The sequence below is a fragment of the Flagellimonas oceanensis genome (genome assembly GCF_003992595.1).
GTDB classification, from domain to species: Bacteria; Bacteroidota; Bacteroidia; order Flavobacteriales; family Flavobacteriaceae; genus Flagellimonas; species Flagellimonas oceanensis.
This window is the reverse complement of record NZ_RZNA01000047.1, coordinates 349,488-367,734: the sequence shown is the minus strand read 5'-3', so window position 1 is coordinate 367,734 and position 18,247 is coordinate 349,488. Positions and strand designations below refer to the sequence as shown.

16 protein-coding genes and 1 tRNA gene are annotated in these 18,247 nt (G+C 42.4%); 8 read left to right on the top strand and 9 right to left on the bottom strand.

The annotated features are described in order from the left end of the window. The first annotated feature begins 26 nt into the window (after nt 1–26). From EO132_RS14770 to deoD, 3 genes are read left to right on the top strand one after another with little or no spacing between them, the layout of a single operon-like run. Nucleotides 27–431 (top strand): hypothetical protein, encoded by a 405-nt coding sequence (locus EO132_RS14770; protein WP_127138588.1) that lies wholly within the window; start codon nt 27–29, stop codon nt 429–431. A 1-nt stretch (nt 432) separates the two neighbouring features. Next, a complete protein-coding gene (gene deoC / locus EO132_RS14765; protein ID WP_127138587.1) occupies nt 433–1,071 on the top strand; it encodes a deoxyribose-phosphate aldolase in 639 nt (212 codons plus the stop codon). A 7-nt stretch (nt 1,072–1,078) separates the two neighbouring features. Continuing rightward, a complete protein-coding gene (gene deoD / locus EO132_RS14760) occupies nt 1,079–1,783 on the top strand; it encodes a purine-nucleoside phosphorylase (protein ID WP_127138586.1) in 705 nt (234 codons plus the stop codon). Between the two features lie 2 nt (nt 1,784–1,785). On the opposite strand, the gene EO132_RS14755 is transcribed toward deoD, so the two are convergent. The 7 genes from EO132_RS14755 to EO132_RS14725 form a co-directional block, all read right to left on the bottom strand. After that, nucleotides 1,786–3,057, bottom strand: a complete 1,272-nt coding sequence (locus EO132_RS14755; RefSeq protein ID WP_127138585.1) for a mechanosensitive ion channel family protein — start codon at nt 3,055–3,057, stop codon at nt 1,786–1,788. A gap of 157 nt (nt 3,058–3,214) precedes the next feature. After that, nucleotides 3,215–4,993, bottom strand: a complete 1,779-nt coding sequence (locus tag EO132_RS14750) for an alkaline phosphatase (RefSeq protein WP_127138584.1) — start codon at nt 4,991–4,993, stop codon at nt 3,215–3,217. Beyond that, a complete protein-coding gene (locus tag EO132_RS14745; RefSeq protein ID WP_127138583.1) occupies nt 4,990–6,120 on the bottom strand; it encodes an alkaline phosphatase in 1,131 nt (376 codons plus the stop codon). The genes EO132_RS14750 and EO132_RS14745 overlap by 4 nt, the downstream gene beginning before the upstream one ends. An 81-nt stretch (nt 6,121–6,201) precedes the next feature. Next, entirely contained in the window at nt 6,202–7,947 is a 1,746-nt protein-coding gene (locus EO132_RS14740; protein WP_127138582.1) for a RagB/SusD family nutrient uptake outer membrane protein, read from the bottom strand. Nucleotides 7,948–7,967: 20 nt separating this feature from the next. Then, a complete protein-coding gene (locus EO132_RS14735; RefSeq protein WP_127138581.1) occupies nt 7,968–11,222 on the bottom strand; it encodes a SusC/RagA family TonB-linked outer membrane protein in 3,255 nt (1,084 codons plus the stop codon). Between the two features lie 149 nt (nt 11,223–11,371). Beyond that, nucleotides 11,372–12,331 carry a FecR family protein gene (locus EO132_RS14730; protein ID WP_127138580.1) on the bottom strand — a complete coding sequence of 320 codons (960 nt, stop codon included), beginning with the start codon at nt 12,329–12,331 and terminating at the stop codon, nt 11,372–11,374. A gap of 121 nt (nt 12,332–12,452) precedes the next feature. After that, entirely contained in the window at nt 12,453–13,013 is a 561-nt protein-coding gene (locus EO132_RS14725; RefSeq protein WP_127138579.1) for an RNA polymerase sigma-70 factor, read from the bottom strand. Between the two features lie 165 nt (nt 13,014–13,178). Here EO132_RS14725 and EO132_RS14720 point away from each other — a divergent pair. From EO132_RS14720 to EO132_RS14700, 5 genes are all read left to right on the top strand, one after another. Then, nucleotides 13,179–13,262, top strand: a tRNA-Leu gene (locus tag EO132_RS14720). 171 nt (nt 13,263–13,433) lie between these two features. Further along, a complete protein-coding gene (locus tag EO132_RS14715) occupies nt 13,434–14,333 on the top strand; it encodes a MerR family transcriptional regulator (RefSeq protein WP_127138578.1) in 900 nt (299 codons plus the stop codon). Between the two features lie 6 nt (nt 14,334–14,339). After that, entirely contained in the window at nt 14,340–15,791 is a 1,452-nt protein-coding gene (locus tag EO132_RS14710) for a phytoene desaturase family protein (protein ID WP_127138577.1), read from the top strand. A 4-nt stretch (nt 15,792–15,795) separates the two neighbouring features. After that, nucleotides 15,796–16,638, top strand: a complete 843-nt coding sequence (locus EO132_RS14705; RefSeq protein ID WP_127138576.1) for a phytoene/squalene synthase family protein — start codon at nt 15,796–15,798, stop codon at nt 16,636–16,638. After that, nucleotides 16,635–17,087, top strand: coding sequence for a sterol desaturase family protein (locus EO132_RS14700; protein ID WP_127138575.1), 453 nt, complete (start codon nt 16,635–16,637; stop codon nt 17,085–17,087). The genes EO132_RS14705 and EO132_RS14700 overlap by 4 nt, the downstream gene beginning before the upstream one ends. On the opposite strand, the gene EO132_RS14695 is transcribed toward EO132_RS14700, so the two are convergent. Continuing rightward, nucleotides 17,088–17,657, bottom strand: a complete 570-nt coding sequence (locus tag EO132_RS14695; protein ID WP_127138574.1) for a TlpA family protein disulfide reductase — start codon at nt 17,655–17,657, stop codon at nt 17,088–17,090. Next, entirely contained in the window at nt 17,654–18,214 is a 561-nt protein-coding gene (locus EO132_RS14690) for a TlpA family protein disulfide reductase (protein WP_127138573.1), read from the bottom strand. Before EO132_RS14690 ends, EO132_RS14695 begins: the two co-directional genes overlap by 4 nt. Between the last annotated feature and the right edge of the window lie 33 nt (nt 18,215–18,247).

Below are 18,247 nucleotides of genomic sequence, written 5' to 3'. Positions count from 1 at the left end.
TTTAATTGAGATTAAAAACAAAAGTCATGTTCAACTCAGAGAAAATAGGAAACGAATTCTACCAAAATTTGGGGAAACTGTTTTATGCCGTGGCCATGGCCGACCATAATGTTAGACCCATTGAGGTAAAAAGATTGCGAAAATATGTCCGTCAACATTGGTTGGATGTCGATGATATCGAAGATGAATTCCACACAGATGCCGCCTATCAAATCGAAATTGTTTTTGATTGGTTGGATGGCGAAGAAAAAGAAGGCGAGGAATACTTTGAAGAGTTCAAGGAATTCTACATGGACCATCATGAAAAGTTCCCTGAAACCATCAAAGAACTGATTGTGGAAACAGCTGAGTCCATTGCTGCATCTTTTGCAGGCAAAAATAGATCGGAGATGTTGGCTATCTTTAAGCTCAAACAATTGTTCAACCATTAGTATGTCATTGGAAAAATATATTGACCACACCAATTTAAAGCCCACGGCTACCGAATCAGATATCAAAAAATTATGTGAGGAGGCCAAAATCCATGGTTTTTATGCCGTATGCGTAAACGGATGCCATGTGCCGTTGGCCAAAGAAAGCTTGGACAAGACCAATATTAAAATCGCTGCCGTTATAGGTTTTCCATTGGGAGCCATGTCCACCAAGGCAAAAATATTCGAAGCCATTGATTGTATTGAAAACGGTGCGGATGAAATCGATATGGTCATCAATATCGGATGGTTGAAGTCGGGAATGTACGATGCCGTCCAGGATGAGATCAAAGCCATAAAGGAAACCATCGGAAACAACGTATTAAAGGTCATCATTGAAACCTGTTACCTTACGGACAAAGAAAAGGAAAAGGCGTGCAAGTTAGCTCTTGAAGCACATGCCGATTATGTAAAAACCTCAACTGGGTTTGGAACGGGTGGAGCCACCTTTGATGATGTAAAACTCATGAAAAGAATAGTTGGAAATAATGCAAAAATAAAAGCCTCCGGTGGAGTCAAGGACAAAGATACCGCCATACAATACATTGAACTGGGCGTATCCCGAATTGGGACATCCTCCGGACCATCCCTAATCAAATAAGAACATCATGAGTACCCACATTGAAGCCAAACCAGGAGAGATAGCAGAGACCGTTCTTATGCCCGGAGATCCCTTAAGGGCCAAATGGATTGCGGAAACATTTTTGGAAAATCCTGTCTGCTATAACAAAATTCGTGGCATGTTGGGATATACCGGCACATACAAGGGAAAAAGAATCTCTGTACAAGGAAGTGGTATGGGAATGCCATCCGCCATGATCTATTTTCATGAACTGATCAACGATTACGGGGTCAAGAATATAATTCGTGTGGGTTCCGCGGGATCGTATCAAAAAGATGTGAAATTAAACGATGTGGTCTTGGCCATGGCAGCTTCAACCACATCGGGCATGAACAATTCCCGATTCATCAACTCCGATTATTCCCCCACAGCCGATTTCGACCTTTTCATAAAAGCAGTGGACTATGCCCAAAAGAACAACATCCCGATAAAAGCGGGCAACGTGCTCTCTTCGGATGAATTTTATGTGGATGACCCCGAAGAATACAAACTCTGGGCCGAATATGGCGTGCTCTGTGTGGAAATGGAAACCGCCGGACTCTACACCATCGCTGCTAAATACAATGTAAAGGCTTTGACCATTTTAACCATTTCCGACTCCTTGGTAACGGATGAGAGACTCTCCGCCCATGCCCGCGAAACAACGTTTAAGGACATGGTTCAAATTGCCTTGTCCGCCGCTTCGAGCTAAATTTAAGACTGAGCCATGTCGTCTTCCACGGGAACAAAGTCCTTGGAAACGGGAAGTTCAAAAAGTTCCAATGAAAAATAAGGGAGTGCCGCGAGTAGGTGATCAAAAATATCCGCCATCACATATTCATAGTTCTCCCATCTTTTGTCTGAACTGAATGCATAAATTTCCAAAGGAATCCCTTGAGGCGTTGGTTGTAACTGACGTACCATCAACGTCATATTCTTATTGATGGCCGAGTGGGTTTCCAGATAAGTGGTCACATATTTGCGAAACACCCCGAAATTGGTCAGGTTTCTACCATTGATCAATAATTCCTTATTGATTTTATTCTCCTGGTTATATGATTTGATTTGGTCGTTCCGTGCACCGATATAGGTTTCTACCAATTGAATCTTCTTGAGCCTTTCAATCTCATCATCCGTTAAAAAGCGAATGCTCTTTTGCCTTATTACCAAAGACCTTTTGATTCGTCTACCTCCGGAAACCTGCATACCGCGCCAATTCTTGAAGGAATCGGAAATCAGTGCGTAGGTAGGGATCGTTGTAATGGTCATGTCAAAGTTTTGGACCTTTACAGTGGCCAGACTTATTTCAACGACATCGCCGTCGGCGCCGTATTTTTCAAAAGTGATCCAATCCCCTATTCGGACAATATCGTTGATGGTAACCTGTATACTTGCCACGAGCCCCAAAATGGAGTCTTTGAAAATCAGGAGCACCACTGCGGAAGCAGCACCCAAAGCTGTAAAGAACTTCCAGACCGTGGTATCGGTAACGATGGCAAAAATGGTGAATATTCCAATGATCCATGCAAAGATCATGAAGACCTGCACATAGCTATCAATGGGTTTATCCCTAAATTTTGGACGCGTTTTCAAATACCCGTTGACGCTTTTGAAAAACTTCCGGAAAATTACCAGCGTCAGAAGGACAAAAAGTATTTTCAGTGTTTTTATGGCAATACTTTCTGCATAGTCGAAATCGGCAAAGGCCACGGGTACAAACTCCAACAAAATGGTAAGTGGCACTACATGGGCCACATAGCGGGGAACCCGATGAGCCACCAAGAAATTGTCAAAATTGTTTATGGATTTTCTGGCCAATCTTACAGAAAGCCCCCGTAAAACTTTCCAAATAAGGACATCCAATAAAAGAACAAGTATCAGTACAACTATCATCAACACAAATAAGTTGATGTAGGCTGCAAGACCTTCAGCCATACCGGCTTCGGTCAAATAATTGTACAATAAACGGCTTAAATCCTTGTCCATAGTTTCCTCTTGAAAGAAATATGCACAAAATTACGGGTTTTAATCCACCTCCCCATACAAGAAAAACATGATTTTATGACAGGGAAAAGGTCAATACAGTTGATTCGAGATTTCCAAAAAGCAAAGGCACCCAATATAATAATCAGATGCCTTCGACTTATGATCGATCTAGAATTTCCAAGATTTTATGGAAAATCTCGGTGTTCTCATAAATACCATTGAAATTTTCGGATTTGGGTCCATAGGAAAACAAAGGCACCATGATACCCGTATGGTCCACGGTTAAAAAATCGCCTTGAACAGAGCCATCTTCCAGACTGCCCCCAACAATACCAAAACCAGAGGTTTCATGATCCGCAGTAATGATAACAAGGGTATTTTGGTTCGCATCGGCAAACTTCAATGCTTCCGCAACGGTCTGATCAAAATCGAGCATTTCCCGCACAATATCGCTTGTGCTATTGGAATGGCCTCCGTTGTCAATTTGTGCCCCTTCGACCATTAGAAAAAATGGTTCTTCCTTTGATTCCAGAACAGATAATGCTTTTGCCACACTTTTGGGCAACATACTCCCTCTGCCATTTGAAATGGAGGGTGCTTTGTTATCGCCCAAATAAATCCCAGTCGGGTTCTTAAAATCGGAAAGGTTATCCAGTTGCTGTTCACTAAATACTTTTGCGATGGATTCTTTGTCCTTTTCCCCTCCTGCAATAAATAAATCCAACGGACTACTTTTCAGGTCCTCGATCAATCCCGGGGTGTCGTCCCGCTCCACTCGGTGAGCATAAAACGATGACGGCGTGGCCCCATAAATGGCATCCGTGGAAACTATGGCTGTATTAAAGTCCTTTTTGCTCAGGGCATCGATCAAGTTGGGCAACGCCTGGCCCTCTGGATCGGTACCAATAGCCCTATTATTTGTTTTTTTTCCTGTAGCCATGGCTGTAGCTCCTGCTGCAGAATCGGTAATCAGGTCATCGTATGAAGCTGTTTTTACCAATCCGATGTTTTTTAAGCCCGTCAGGGTCAGCTTACCACGATTGGCTATCATGGCCGAAGTAATCTGTGCCAGACCATTTCCATCCCCAATCATTAAAATGATATTGGTGGGTTTGACACCTTGATCATACTCATATTTGGGTTGGTAAACGGCAACTGGATTTTCCAAAGTGAAGGTGTTTCCTTCAAGTTTATCCAGATACTGTTCAGCCAGTGCCGGTTTATCCGTATTGATGTAGTCGACCCCCAAATGGGCCAAACGGGCCCAAGCAGTCTTTGTATCTGGCGTGGCCCAAAAACGGAATGGTTTTCCCGATGCCTTTGCCTTGGTTATGGCTTCTTTTACTTTTTCCAGATCAGGAGCTGTCATTCTACCATATCCATTCCAAACGGAATAATTCTTATAGCTGGAACTCACCAGTGCCACTTTACTTAGATCCATATGGCTCAACTCCTCCAAATTCTGATGGTCAAACCAAATAAAGGGTGGATAATTTTGGTATTCTTCTGGTCGGGGACGATTCCCTGAAATCACAAATTTGACTTTATCCCCATTGATAAGGTTGGGATAGGTTTTCAACACCTCTTCCAGCTTTTCAAGCGTGGCATAAGCATCAGACTTAAGATCGATAAGCAACTGTAGCTCGCGCAGTTCTCCTGATGCCTCCAAATTGTTCAATCTATCCAGATATAATTTGTCCAAGGTATGCTCCTCGATTATCTCATCCTCGGCATGAGTCACGTAGAGCATACTGTTCTTTAAAAAAACATCAGCTTCGATGGAGGATGCACCATTGCTGTAGGCATACCAAAAGGGCAGATCTTGGGCATAATCGTTATGGGAATGGACTTTGTAGGATGTATTTTGTGAAAATATCTTTCCCGTAATAAAGAAAACACTCCCTACTAAAAGAATGAAGACGGCTCTTTTTTTCATTTTGATTGGTTTATGGTGTTGATCATTTTGTGGTAAATCTCGTTATTTTCGTAGATACCTTGAAAGTTTTCCGCTCCCTGTCCAGCTGCGAAAACAGGGATAAGCTCACCGCTATGTTGGTTGGAGTTAAAATAAACAGTGACCTTTTCAGGCACTTCTGTCTTCTTACCCGTGCTATCGTCCACGACATAATGTTTTCCGATACTCACACCTCCAGTTTCATGATCTGCTGTGACCACCAACAAGGTATTCGGATTGTTTTCCACATAATCCAACACAACGCCTAAGGTCTTGTCAAAATCCAACACTTCTGAAATCATCATTTCCGCATTTTCGGCATGTCCTCCCCAATCTATGTATGAACCTTCGACCATCATAAAAAACGGTTCTTGCTTTTGATCGAAATACTCCAAGGCCATGGTCGTTGCTTCTGACAAGTAATTTTTTCGCCCATCTATTTTTGAAGGAATACCATCGTCGGCCAGTAAGTAGGCATTCTTTTTATCCTTTACGGTTTCCGAAAGTCCCAAGGTATCCAAATGGTAATTCTTGCCCATCAATTCTTCAAAAAGATTTCTACCGTCTTCCCTATTATCAAAGAACTTTTTCCCTCCGCCAGCAAAGAAATCCACCTCAGCATCGATCAACTGAGCGGCTATTTCCTCGTGCATGTCCCGATCGGGAACGTGTGCATAGAAACTCGCAGGTGTCGCATGCGTTATGGTGGTTAAACTGATTAAGCCTGTTTGATAACCATCGTCTTGCAATCGTTTCAAAATGGTTTCCTTTGGAATGGAATCTACAGACACACCGATAGCTCTTTTATAGGTTTTCTCCCCAATGGAAAAAGCTGTGGCTCCTGCCGCTGAATCGGTAATCCTATATACTTTGTCCGAGGTTTTATGAAGCCCTATATGCTTAAATCTGGAAAAATTAGGCAAACTATCACCAAAATAGTAAGCTGTTGACACTTGTGGCACCCCCATTCCATCACCTATCATAAAGATGATGCTCAAGGGTTCTTCTTGGGGGGTTGCTTCCGGTTTCTCTTCTTTTATTGATGTATTGCAGCCTGCTAACCATAAAATGGCCATGGATGCGGCAGCTGTCTTTACTGAAATCTTCATGCGTCTGTTCTTTTTCTTTTACAAAAATGTAAGCGGCAAGTGGAAAAACCAACTTGCCGCTTAGCTAAAAAATACACCTGATTAATAGCCTTCATTCTGTTCCAAATACCCTGCAACATTGGATGCCCCATCTATGGCATTTTGAGGAATCGGGAACAATCTGTGATATACGTTGTCGTCTGTTTTTTCTGTCCAACTGTCTTCATAGTGGCCAAAACGAATTTGGTCCCCTCTTCTAAAGCCTTCCCAGTACAATTCGAATCCACGTTCTCTGAACATGATATCCAAATCAATGGAAGCCAAAGGAGCTGGAGTCTGTTCTGGACGTGCTGTTCTCGAGGTTCGCACTGTATTTACATCGGCCAAGGCACCTGCGTTATCACCGGTCCTTAATTTTGCTTCGGCACGCATTAAATAAATCTCCGCCAAGCGCATCAACACCAAATCCACGCTACTGTAATTATTGCCATTGGGCGAGGTGCGGCTGAACTGGTATTTGGATACGCGATAACCATTTTTGTGCAATCTGCCCTCGTTGGTAAAATCCACTTGCAAGGAATGGTTCACATAATCCGTATCCTTATCCGGTCCATTTCCTTTTCTTTGGATAACAGGATAGATGCGGTACCCCTCATCACATGTATAGAAAGAACCATTCTCATCTTTACGGGGTCCCCAGATCACACCTCTTATGATTCCACGATTGATTTCAAAGTCCTCAGCGGACATACAATAGTAGTGATCTTCATCATTCTCTGGAGTTACACCGGTAAGGTCTTGAAGTTCAGCCGGAATCATTTGGTTTTCCTGATAGAATCTGGCATCGGCCTCGGCAGGATCTAGATCCCCATAGGCATCCACCCAAGTCTGGTAAAAATCAGAAGTAATAGCAGGTCCATCGGTACCATCAGCACTGGGATGTTCCGGTCTAGGATACCAAGAACCAGCCAAAGACCAATAGGCCCAACGGCTGTGCTCCCTGTTCATTACCCCACGCTGATCTAAGGCAAAAATCAGTTCAGGATTATCATGGTTCTCATCATTGAAGAGTTCAAAATACTCTGGAGACAGCGAATACATGCCCGATTCGATGATATTGTCGGTATACTCAATCACTTTGTCCATGTCCTCTGTTGTAAAATCGGGAGTACCATAAGGATTGCGATATACTGCGGAGTTGAGATTCAATCTGGCCAAAAAGCCCCATACCGTGGCTTGGGTAATCCTTCCAGGCCCTCTGCTGGTATTTATGACATCTACCACGGAAAGCAATTCACTCTCGATATAATCAATGGCTTCCTGCCCTCTGATTATTTCTGAAAGCTCTCCGGAGGCCTCTTTTCTAAAAGCCAATCCCCAGCTGTCCAAGGTCAACATGTTCAAATAGGCCCGCAGTGCGATCATTTCATGCAAGGCACCCTCTGCCTGGGCATCTCCTGCTTCGGCCAATGGTTGTAATACCTCAATGGCAGTGAGGGTTCTGGAAATATTACGTGTGACCTCGTTCCAGGAGCTTCCCACCAAATCGTTGCTGGGTGCAATATCGTGCTGGTGCACTTCGATAAACTTTCCGTTGTCATACCAGTCCGTACCCCCTCGGTAAGGCAATATGGCCTCGTCGGCGGGAATCAGTTGCAATCCGTAATAATTGGTGTGTCTCCAAGTCCATGAGATTTGACCATAGGCTGGTGCAATGGCACCGCTGATAGCTTCGGCCTGTCCACTACCCTCCAGGGATTCATCAATAACTTCTTCTTCCAGATCGGTGCAGCTTACATTGGACAGTAAGCCAATTCCAAATAGTGCGATTATTATTTTATGCTTCATTTTTTGAAGTGTTTTTTTGATTAGAATGATACGTTTAAGCCAAATACAAGGGTTCTTGTTTTGGGATAGTTGAAGTAATCGATCCCAAAGGTCTGTATGCCATCAATAGTCAAGTTTGAATTGATTTCAGGATCAAAACCATTGTAATCCGTTATCACGAACAAGTTTTGTCCTGTTACGGAGAATCGAATCGTATTGACCAAACCATCAAGTCCAACGAGTTCAGGGTTCAAGTTGTACCCTAAAGTGGCATTGTTCAACCTCAAGAAATCGCCATCCTCCAAATATCTGGTGGATACGGCATTGGAGTTGGTAATATCCTCGTTGGGAAATTCTGTAGCAATGGATGTTGTGTTGAAGTTGGAGCTCAAAAGCCCTTTGCTGAACAACGACATAGCTGTGTGATTGTACACCTTGTTGCCGGATACCCCGTTAAAATTCAAACCAAGATCAAAGTTCTTGTAGTTGAAGTTGAGATAGAATGCATAGATCAGGTCGGGCAATGCACTTCCCACTACTTGTCTGTCATCGGACAATATACTTAGGCCATCGTCCCCGATCCCCAAGAATTCCTGCATGTAAAATGCGCCGATAGGCTCGCCATTGATGTTTCCGTTAATGGTCGCATCGGTCTGACCAGCTCCCTGTGCGGCTCCTGTGGTCAAGACTTCGTAAGGAGAATTGGAAACCTCGTTTTTGGTATAGGCAAAGTTTCCTCCAATGTTATAAGAGAAATCCTTACTGTAATCGCTATGATAATCCAAGGAAAACTCTATACCGCTGTTCTTGATTTCCATATCCGGAATGTTGGTCCAATATTTATCGGTTGGCTGTACAGGATCTGCAGGGGTCACTTCCAACAAAATGTTCTCGGATACCTTATTGAAATAATCCAAAGTACCGGACAAACGATTGTTGAACAAGCCAAAATCCAGACCAAAATCCAACTGCTCCGACACTTCCCATTGAATATCGGGATTGGCCAAACGTGTAAAGATAGTTCCGTACGGATAGTCTGCCAGGGTACTTTCGTCTCCGTTTATTGGATAGGAATCGTTATTGTCCCTGCTATCGGTAAAACTTCTTTTGGTAATTTTTGAAGGAATCTCTTGGTTACCTGTTCTACCCCAGCTGGCCCTTAGTTTCAAATTGTTAACGGTTGCATTGGAACTAAGAAACTCTTCGTTCATAATGTTCCAGCCAGCGGCCACGGATGGGAAATACCCGTATTTGTTGTTTCCTCCGAACTTGGACGAACCATCTGCCCTCATAGTGGCCGTTAACATATATCTGTTATCGAAAACATAGTTGGCCCTTCCAAAGAAAGACTGCAATTCATTTTTGGTCGCATAAGTGTTCATATAGGTCGGTGTATCCTCTGAACTGATCTGATCCTGATATTTTGGATCGATTCCGTTATCGGAAAAGCCTTCCATCTCAAAACTCTTCTGGTGCACATAGGTTTCCTGGTAGGTATGACCGACCAAAAAAGTAAAGTTGTGCTGCTCCGTTGTCAAGTTGTAGGTCAACGTATTTTCAATCAAGCTGTTCTTATTGGTCGTGTAGATACTGTTCAGCTCGCCTCTGATGTAATCCTCCAACAAGGAATATGGTTTCAGCTGTATATCCCTATCGGTTGTAGAATAATCAACACCCAAGTTCAATTTATAGGTAAGTCCTTTCACGATTTCCACAGAAGGAGCCAAGTTGGCCAAAATACGATGGTTCACGGCGTCGTCGCTGTAAATTCGCTCTCTGGTCAAAGGATTGAGCATGTTGTCCAGCAGAGTTGGTTGACCATCAGTGTACAATGGCAAGGTAGGATTCAACTGGAGCATGTCGCCCACAATGGCACGTGCATCTGCACGTAGGTTCTCGGTTCTTGTCGCCGTCATATTGAACTCAATCTTTAAACGATCGTTGAAGGCCCTTTGGGTCAAGTTCAACCTTCCTGAATAACGCTTAAGATCATTGCCCCTAAGAATTCCTTCTTGGTCGTTCACTCCCAAAGAGGCACGGTAAGAAAATTGGTCCGATGCCCCACTCATGGCAAAGTTCACGTTCTTTGAAAACCCTGTCCTACTCAAGGCATCTTGCCAGTTGGTATTGGCTCCTCCATCTTCCAATGTACCTCCAGTGGCAACCACTTCTTGTCTAAAACGGTCTGCGGAAAAAACATCCACTTGATTGGCCAAGGTTGAAAAACCAGTGGAAACATTAAGGTCCATTTGGGTTCTACCTGCCTTACCTCTTTTGGTGGTAATCACAATTACCCCATTGGCGGCCCTAGCCCCATAAATGGCTGCTGCAGAGGCATCCTTCAACACATCGATACTTTTAATATCCTGTGGGTTAATGAAGTTCAATGGGTTAGTTGGAACCCCGGTGCTGGTATTGTCCAAGGCAAAACCATCGATAACATAAAGTGGCGTGGTCCCTGAACGTAGACTTCCCACACCCCTGATGATTACATCTTGCTCTGCACCAGGCTCACCACTTACATTGGAAATATTCACACCGGCCACTTTACCTTGTAAAAGTTGTCCTGGGTTCATTACAATACCCTTGTTGAATTCTTCACTGTCCACGGAAGCGATGGACCCTGTTACATCGGTTTTCCTTTGGGTTCCATATCCAACGACCACAACATCTTCCAACATAGTGGCGTCTTGCTCCAACTGTACATTGATGGTACTGCGTCCATCTACCGCGACTTCTTGGGGCTTATATCCCAAATAGGAAATCTGAAGGACAGCGTCGCTTTCCACATCGATGGAGAAGTTACCATCAAAATCAGTAATGGTTCCATTGCCTCTACCCTTTTCCATTACCGAGGCACCTGCCAATGGTATTCCGTTTTCATCGGTCACTTGTCCCGTAACGGTTAAATAAACCACTTCGACCACAAGTTTTGGGGCCTTGGGTTTTACATCTATGGAAATGGTATTGTTTATTCTTCTAAAAGTAAGGTCGGCATCTTTGGCCATCAATTCCAAAACAGATTTCAGGGAAACGTTTTGGTAAACGATATCATAGGTATTCCGTAACCTATCTACCTTTCTGTCGTACACAAATTTAAAGTCGGTCTGGCCTTCAATTTGCCTCAGCACATCTACTACGGTGGCGTCGTCCACGGACAAATCCACTCTAAAACTTTCCAGGCTCTGTCCTCTGGCATCGGCGGCAAGCACCGGATTCAGGAGCGACAAAACAATCAGAAAGCAAAATGTATGGAATGTCAATTTGATTAATTGTTTAATAGTTAGTGAATTCATAATTTCACATAATGTTTAAATGGTTATAAGTATTTGTAATTATTGAACAGTCGACAGCCTGTTTCCGCTCGCCAAAGTGTTACGGGCTGTCTCTTTTTTTAGGTGTTTGTTTTATGTCATACTGATGATATTTTGGTTTAAGTCGGTTTTTAGTCTGTGCATCTACCCATTAATTGGATTTTATGATTGTCTAAAAACTGGTACTGAATTCCCTTTTTTGCATAGACTATGCTTTCCAGAATGGCATCCAATCTTTCATTGTCGTACGTTGCGGTAATATGGCAATCGCCAATATTTTCATTGTCCACCAAAAAGCTTACCCCATACCAGCGTTCCAAGGTCTGCAGTACTTGGGACAGTTCCGCATCCTCAAAATGAATGATTCCATCTTTCCAATTCAGAAAACTGGCGATGTCTATTCTTTCCTTGGAAATGGATTTTGACTCTTTGTCAAAAACACCTTGTTCATTGGGCAATAGGAAAATCTCGCTAGCTAGGGATGCCACTTTTACCTTGCCAGTGGCCACGGTAACCGCCACGTGTTGGCTATCCGAATAGGTGTTCACATTAAACGAAGTTCCCAATACTGTGGTCTCCACCTCCCCCGATTTAATGATAAAGGGTTTGTTGGGGTTTTCGGCCACATTAAAAAAGGCTTCTCCCTCCAGTTCGACCTCTCTGCTATTTCCATCAAAACGCTGGGGGAATTTTATGGTGCTCCCCGAGTTCAAATACACCTCGGTCCCATCGGCCAAGACCAAATTCAACTTTTGACCCCATTCCGTGGTTTTGGTAAGTAAAACCGTAGGTTGGACAATATCCTGCTCATGGGAATAGTGATTGAATCCAAAATTCCCGAGACCAATTGCAATGATTATGGAAGCTGCAATACCCGTCCACTTGTACATGGGATTTTTTCTTCGGGAACCTTCAATGCCCTTTGCCAACTTTTGATAAAGTTGTTGCTTATGTTTTGGATTCTTGAATATATCTCGATGGTTCTCGGAAAGCAGTTTATGATCAAATGCTTCCAGAAGGGATTCCTCTTCTTTGGTAATGGTACCATTGAGGTATTTCTTCATCAAAACCTTAATCTCATTTTCAGTCATTGTGTGTCCATTTCAACTAGAAGTACCGGAAACGCACATGGACGCACACTCAAAAAATGGGGTTTAATGATTACTTAAAGTTAAGGGAGTCCTCTTAACCTTTAGCTAAGAAAAACACTTATCAAAGGAACATTGACTTAACAATGGAGAGATCCTTCCTAAGTCGTCTAAGGGCAAAGGATATTTGATTTTCGACCGAACGATGGGAGATGTTCAGTTGCTTTGCGATTTCTTTATTGCTGATATGGTGTATCCGGCTCAACCTGAACACTTCTTGGCACCTTTGAGGCAGATTGGCCAAACTCACATCAATCCGTTTGGTCAGTTCCAGAACATCCTCTTCCAGTTCCATTTCTGGAGCTACGTAGATGGAATTGGCCGCCTCTATTTGTGTTTCATTGAACTTTACATCCCTTAAAGCATTGTAGCATTTATAACGAATGGCCTTAAAGAGGTATGATTTGATGTTTCTTACTTCTACACTCTCCCTTCGCTGCCAATAATCTATCCAGATGTCCTGCACCAAATCTTTTGCAAGGGAATCGTTCATTACCAGAGAAGCAGCGTAAACATACATGGGCTCCCACAACTCGGAAAACAAGGCATTGAAAGCAGCTCTATCGGAATTTTGGACTCGGACAGCTAATAAATCGTGCGCTTGATGTGTATGGGGGTGCTTCATCAGCAACAAATTTCATAAAAATAAGAACGGGTGGATATTATGATTTTGTAAACTTTGTGCAAAGTCCTCCCAACCGTTACCGACAAAAAGTGACCTTTAGAAAAAGGCATTAAAATACAGACCTTTTGTCCAAAAAAATTATATTTGCACACCTAAAATTCCAAAGCCCACGTGGTGGAATTGGTAGACACGCTACCTTGAGGGGGTAGTGTTCGTAAGGACGTGCTGGTTCGACTCCAGTCGTGGGCACAGAAAAAACCGCAATCTCTTGCGGTTTTTTTGGTTTTGGCCCCTTCCCAGAAGATTTCATTTAGCCCGCAAAAGTCAGTGGCTCCCTTAAAAGAGAATCTAAATTTTATGATAAAAAACTAGGATGGCATCCATTTAATTGTAAATTTGTTTAACGTTTAATAAAAAAAAATGAACAACGTAAAAACTTCTTTTAGTATTCGGGATATGGAAAACCTTTCTGGCATCAAGGCCCATACCATCCGAATTTGGGAAAAGAGATATAATTTGTTCAGCCCAGAAAGGACAGATACGAACATCCGCACCTACAATCTCGAAAGTCTGCAAAAGTTATTGAACGTTACCCTGCTCTATAACAATGGGTATAAAATTTCAAAAATCGCCAAATTGGAAGAGGGAAAAATTCCTGCCCTCGTCAATGAAATAATTGCTGAAAAGAGTGAAAAGAGCCATGCACTGAACTCTTTTAAATTAGCAATGCTAAACTTTGACCAATCGCTTTTCTTGAAGACCTACAATGGGCTCATGGAAGAGAAATCGTTCACGCAGATCTTCAACGAGGTGTTCATTCCACTTCTTAACGAACTCGGACTCTTATGGCAGACCAACACCATCAGTCCTGCGCACGAACATTTTATTTCCAACCTCATCAAACAAAAGATTTATATTCATACGGAAAAGCTTCAGTTTGAAGCCCCAACAATCAAAGATGAAGTATACGTACTCTTTTTACCTGAGAACGAGATTCATGAGTTGGGACTTTTGTATATCAACTATCAATTGGCTCTGCAGGGTTACAAAACCATTTATTTAGGTCAGACCATGCCCATTGTGAGCTTGGAAGATCTTTTGAAATATTATAGCAATCCTAGATTTGTATCCTATTTCACTGTATCGCCAACCAAAGATGAAATCGAAGATTATTTTGAACAATTCCGTGAAGTTTTGAGTAAATCAAAAGGGTCCAAATTATACGTATTGGGCCACCAAATACAGGAAATCAGTGAAGAAAAACCGCTAGGTCCAATTACCATCTTCAAATCCATCAATCAATTTATAGAAAACCTGTAAACCACAATGGGAAAAGTAATTGTCATTGGTTCTGGTTTTTCATCCCTTTCCGCCTCATGTTATTTAGCCAATGCTGGATACGAGGTCGAAATGTTCGAAAAAAATGATACCGTTGGCGGCAGGGCGCGCCAATTGGTACAGGACGGGTTCACTTTTGACATTGGCCCCAGCTGGTATTGGATGCCTGATATTTTTGATAAGTTTTTCGCGGATTTCAATAAGAAAACCTCTGATTATTATCAACTGGACAAGTTAAACCCGGCCTATAAAATCTTCTTTGAGGACGATACCATTACCATAGGGGATTGCATGGAGAATATCTGTGCAGAGTTCGAACGCATTGAGGCTGGAAGCAGTGAACATCTGAAGCAATTTATAAGCGAAGCCCAAGAAAATTATGACATCGCCATCAATAAAGTGGTGCTTCGTCCCGGGCTATCACCTTTGGAACTGGTAACCAAGGAAACGGTTTTAAAAGTGGATCAATTTTTCAAGACCATCAGCCAACAGGTCCGCAAGCGGTTCAAAAACCCAAAACTGGTATCCACCTTGGAATTTCCGGTGCTGTTCTTGGGGGCAAAGCCGAACAAGACCCCATCCTTCTACAGTTTTATGAATTTTGCCGATTTCGGTCTGGGCACGTGGCATCCAAAGGGAGGTATGTACGAAATCATTAAAGCAATGAAAAGCCTGGCCGAAGAATTGGGGGTTACCATACACACCCAAAGCCCTGCAAGTCACATTTTGGTATCCGATGGCGAGGTTCTTGGAATTCGCAGTAAAGGGGCCAACCATTTAGCGGATTATGTGGTAAGTGGTGCGGATTATCATCATTCAGAAACCTTGCTCGATAAAAAATACCGACAATATTCCGAAGAGTACTGGGACAAAAAGACCTATGCTCCCTCCTCTTTGTTGTTTTACATTGGTTTTGACAAAAAATTGGAAAACATCGAGCATCACAACCTGTTCTTTGATACCGATTTTGAAAAACATGCACAAGAAATCTATGACAACCCACAATGGCCAAGTAACCCATTGTTCTATGCCAATTTCCCATCCGTGACCGATACATCGATGGCTCCTAGCGGAAAGGAAACGGGCTTTTTCCTGGTTCCGATTGCCCCAGGCTTGGAAGATACCCCTCAACTCAGGGACCAATATTACGATATTGTAATGGACCGATTTGAAAATTTAACAAAACAAACTGTAAAAAAATCAGTAATTTTTAAGGAGAGTTTCTGTGTAAACGATTTTGTGGAACAGTACAACTCTTATAAAGGCAACGCCTATGGTTTGGCCAATACGTTGCGCCAAACTGCTTTTTTACGACCTAACCTCAAAAGTAGCAAGGTAAAAAACTTGTTCTTTACCGGTCAGTTGACCGTTCCCGGACCAGGGGTCCCACCATCCCTGATATCCGGTAAACTGGTGGCTGATTTAATCATTAAAAAGTAAAAAGATGAAAACTATTTTTGACGATGTTTCGTACCACTGCAGCAAGGTCGTTACCCGGTCTTACAGCACCTCTTTCTCTTTGGCCACTAAAATGTTGGCACCATCCATACGTGCCGACATCTACAATATTTATGGATTTGTGCGCTTTGCGGATGAAATTGTGGACACTTTCCATGATTACGATAAGGCAAAATTATTCGATGCCTTTGAAAAGGATATGGAGCAGGCACTAGAGGACAAAATCAGTTTGAACCCCATATTGAATTCCTTTCAGCATACCTTTCATAAATATGATATTCCGTACCATTTGGTAGCGTCTTTTATGAAGAGTATGCGAATGGACCTCACAAAGAAAAATTACGAGACTTTTGATGAATACCGTGAGTATATCTATGGCTCCGCCGATGTGGTAGGGTTGATGTGCTTGTGTGTATTTGTAAAAGGGGACAAAGAGAAGTACGAAGAATTGAAAGAATCTGCCATGGCATTGGGTTCCGCTTTCCAAAAAGTGAACTTTCTACGTGACCTGAAAGCAGATTTTGAAGGTTTGAACCGAACGTATTTCCCGAACACCAACTTGTTGGAGTTGGACGAAGTGTCCAAAAAACGAATCGTAAATGAGATAAAAGCGGATTTTGCCCTTGGTTATTCAGGTATCGTAAAATTGCCAGAGCAAGCTAAATTCGGGGTATATACAGCCTACAGATACTACAAAAAGTTACTTCAAAAATTACAGGGCACCCCTCCTATGGAAATCAAGAATTCCAGGATTCGGGTACCCAACTACCAAAAATTTGGTCTTTTGGCACAATCTTATGTAAATTATAAACTACAATTGGTACAATGAAAGTAGCACTCTGGATATTGATTTTCTTGGCAACCTTCTGTTTCATGGAGTTTATGGCTTGGTTTACGCATAAATATGTGATGCACGGTTTTCTATGGAGCCTGCATAAAGACCACCATAAAAAGGACCATGATTCTTGGTTTGAACGCAATGATGCCTTTTTCATCTTTTATGCAGTTGTCAGCATGACGCTCTTTTACTTGGGCAGCTACACTTCTTTTTGGTACGGTTGGCCTTTGGGCTTTGGTATTTTAGCTTATGGCATTGCCTATTTTACCGTGCATGATATTTTTATACACCAGCGGTTCAAAATGTTCCGAAATGCCAATAATTGGTATGCCCGTGGGGTACGTAGGGCCCATAAAATCCATCACAAACATTTAGGTAAGGAAGATGGGGAATGCTTTGGTATGTTGGTAGTCCCTTTCAAATATTTCAAAAAGAAATAGTTATTCCGCCACCAAATCGTCCAGCAAGCTTCGGGTCTTATCGGAATTCCAATTGGCTGCACCCGTTTTATCCACCACTATGTTACCTTGTTTATCAATAATATAAGTTACGGGAATACTACCGCTTTCCAACTCAGTTGGCGTAGCAGATGCTTGAAAGTACACCGGCAATTCATATCCCTTTTTTTCTAGAAAGGCTACGACTTTATCCTTTTCATCATTGGCAACGAAGGCAAAAGTGACCTTGTCCTTATAATCCGAGTACAAATCAATAAAACCGGGAAGTTCGGCAACACATGGCGGACACCAAGTGGCCCATACATTGACCAAGACAACTTCTCCCTTTTTTGATTGCAAGTTCATAGGTTCCCCATCCAAACCAACAAGACTCCAATTATAGCTTCCCAAGGCTGCTTGTTCGTCCTTATCAACAGTGCTTGGACTGATTACCGTGGCTACCACTTTATTGACCAAAACCCTCACATGGAATCCCACAGGGGTAAAAAGAATGAGCAATATGGCCAATATCCATATCCCATTACTGATTTGTTCTTTGGTCAACTTCTTCATTCTGCAATCAATTCATCCAACAGTTTGTATATTTTTTTGGTACTCCAATCTGAGATTCCTTCTTCGTGTATCACAATATTACCTGATTTATCAATCAAATACGAAGATGGGACTTTGCTGGTATCCACGGCCATTTTATCCCCTATGATCAAATAGGTCACGGGAAAGGTAAATTCATGTTCTTCCATAAAGGCCTCTACCGGTTCTTGCTCCTCATTGGTAATAATATAGAAATCCATCTTGCCCTTGTATTTGTCGTACAATTCCTGAATACTTGCAAGTTCGGCCTCGGAAGGCAAACGCCATGACGCCCAAAGGTTAATTAGAATCACATTTCCCTTGGATTCTTCGAAATTGAAAAAGTTCCACTCCTCATCTTTCAGTCTCCAATCGTAATCAGTGATTTTTTGTTGCTCTGCTTCTTCAATTACCGAAGGAGAAAAGGCAAACAGTCTGTTCAACCAAATTTTTCCGTAATACCCAATGGGAGTGACAAAAAACGATAGGATAAAAAGAATCAATACAATATTGAGAACGGTCTTTTTACTGATTTTCATGAATTGCTATTTCTCAAAAATTAAAAACTCCTG